The sequence below is a fragment of the Sphingobium sp. D43FB genome, assembly GCF_002312805.1.
GTDB lineage: Bacteria > Pseudomonadota > Alphaproteobacteria > Sphingomonadales > Sphingomonadaceae > Sphingobium.
In genome coordinates, this window is the sequence record NZ_NMUA01000110.1 from 1 (window position 1) to 1,807 (window position 1,807).

Genomic DNA, 1,807 nt, shown 5'->3' on the forward strand with positions numbered 1-1,807 from the left:
AGCTCGACTTTGTACGTTTTTGGTCAGGTCCAGGTCCAGAAGATGCTGTTTTCAGCGATGTGGTCGAGGGCTTGATCGAGGGGCAAGACGCATCCGCCCATATCGTCGATATCTTCCCATTTTCGTCGGTGTGACCAGTAGCCGAGCCTGACTTCGTCGCGCGTGCCGACAGGCTTGAGGCGGGCGATCGGTGCCTCGGTTTCCAGCAGATAGAGATGGTAAGCGCCCTTGTCCTCATACCATCCGACGCCGCCGCCGTTGGCCGCGTCGAACGTCTCGATGCGCAGAATGATTTCCTCGTCTTTCATGGTGCATCCATAGCTGCCGTCGGGTCACAGCATATTCGAGTCACCTCGCCGCATGGCAACAGCCTAAGCGTTGCAACGTGCTTCAGTCAGGATTCGAAGCATGGAATGCTGGACCAGAACAAGGCCGTTATCGGCGATCCCGTCCCCCAGATTCTGCGCCAATGGCTGCAGGCATGGCGTCCCTGCTTTACGGCTCGCAGTTGGGAGCATGTACTTGTTCTTGTGATGGGCGGCCTGCTGGCCACGGGCAAACGGACCGTTACGTCTTGCCTGCGTGTGACCGGCCGAGCCGATGCTGCCAACTTTGCAACCTATCACCAGATCCTCAACCGCGCCCGGTGGAGTTCGCGTGCCGTTGCCAGGTGTTTACTGGGCATTGTGGTCGAACGGCTCGTGCCCGATGGTCCTGTGGTCATCGGTATGGACGACACCATTGAGCGGCGATGGGGGCGCCGGATCACCGCACGGGGTATCTACCGCGACCCGGTCCGCTCCAGTCACGGCCATTTCGTCAAAGCCAGCGGACTGCGCTGGCTCAGCTTCATGGTACTCACCCCGGTGTCATGGACCCGCCTGATCAAGGCACTGCCAGTCTTGACGTTGCTCGCTCCTTCGGAACGATCGAACCGTCAATGCCGCTGTCGTCATAAATTGCTGACGGACTGGGCCCGGCAGGGCGCGCTGCAGCTGTCTCGCTGGCTGCCGGGTCGGCGGATCATCTTCATTGGCGACAGCAGCTTTGCTGTCCACGAACTGGCACATGCGATCGTCCGCCGGGCCACACTCATCAGCCGACTGCGGCTCGACGCCAACTTGTTTGCGCAGCCTGCGGGGCGAACGGCACGCACGATGGGGCGACCAGCGCAGAAAGGGCGAGCACTACCAAAACTCAAGACCCTGCTCGCCAACCCGGCGACACGCTGGACCAGCATTCTCGTCTCTGCATGGTATGGCCATCTCAACGGCAAGACGCTCGAGATCACATCTGACATCGCCTTATGGTACAGGCCCGGCACTCCGGTCTTGCCGGTCCGCTGGGTCCTGGTTCGCGATCCTGACGGAAAGCGCGGCCCGCAGGCCTTCTTCAGTACCGACATCACCCTCGAGCCCGCCGACATCATCGCTTTATACGTCCGCCGATGGCAGATCGAGGTCACCTTCGCCGAAACGCGCGCTCACCTGGGTGTCGAGACACAGCGCCAGTGGACCGACAACGCTATAGCTCGAACCACTCCGGCGCTGCTGGGACTCTACAGCCTCATATCGCTATGGGCCTGCGATCTGCTCACCACTAGCAGCACCCCTTATGCCGCCGCCTGGTATCGAAAAACCAGCCTGACATTCAGTGACGCCATCGGGGCCGTCCGCCTGCAGCTCTGGGTCGGCGACATTAATCAACCCCCCCCGCCGCACCGAGAACCGCACTATATTCCGACAACACGCCTCGTACGTATGGCTCAAGCACTATGCTTCGCTACCTAATCGTACAAAGTCGAGCT

Annotated in this window: 2 protein-coding genes; one reads left to right on the top strand and one right to left on the bottom strand. The window is 60.7% G+C overall.

All coding sequences use genetic code 11. The features are described from left to right. Positions 1-23: 23 nt before the first annotated feature. Positions 24-308, bottom strand: coding sequence for a hypothetical protein (locus SxD43FB_RS23440; protein ID WP_043155122.1), 285 nt, complete (start codon positions 306-308; stop codon positions 24-26). Between the two features lie 105 nt (positions 309-413). Here SxD43FB_RS23440 and SxD43FB_RS23445 point away from each other — a divergent pair, with 105 nt between their 5' ends. Then, entirely contained in the window at positions 414-1,790 is a 1,377-nt protein-coding gene (locus SxD43FB_RS23445; protein ID WP_096064149.1) for a transposase, read from the top strand. Positions 1,791-1,807: the final 17 nt, after the last annotated feature.

Bases quoted from the DNA above. Each gene is read 5' to 3' on its own strand.
- SxD43FB_RS23440 (WP_043155122.1), bottom strand. From the start codon at position 308: ATGAAAGACGAGGAAATCATTCTGCGCATCGAGACGTTCGACGCGGCC.
- SxD43FB_RS23445 (WP_096064149.1), top strand. From the start codon at position 414: ATGCTGGACCAGAACAAGGCCGTTATCGGCGATCCCGTCCCCCAGATT.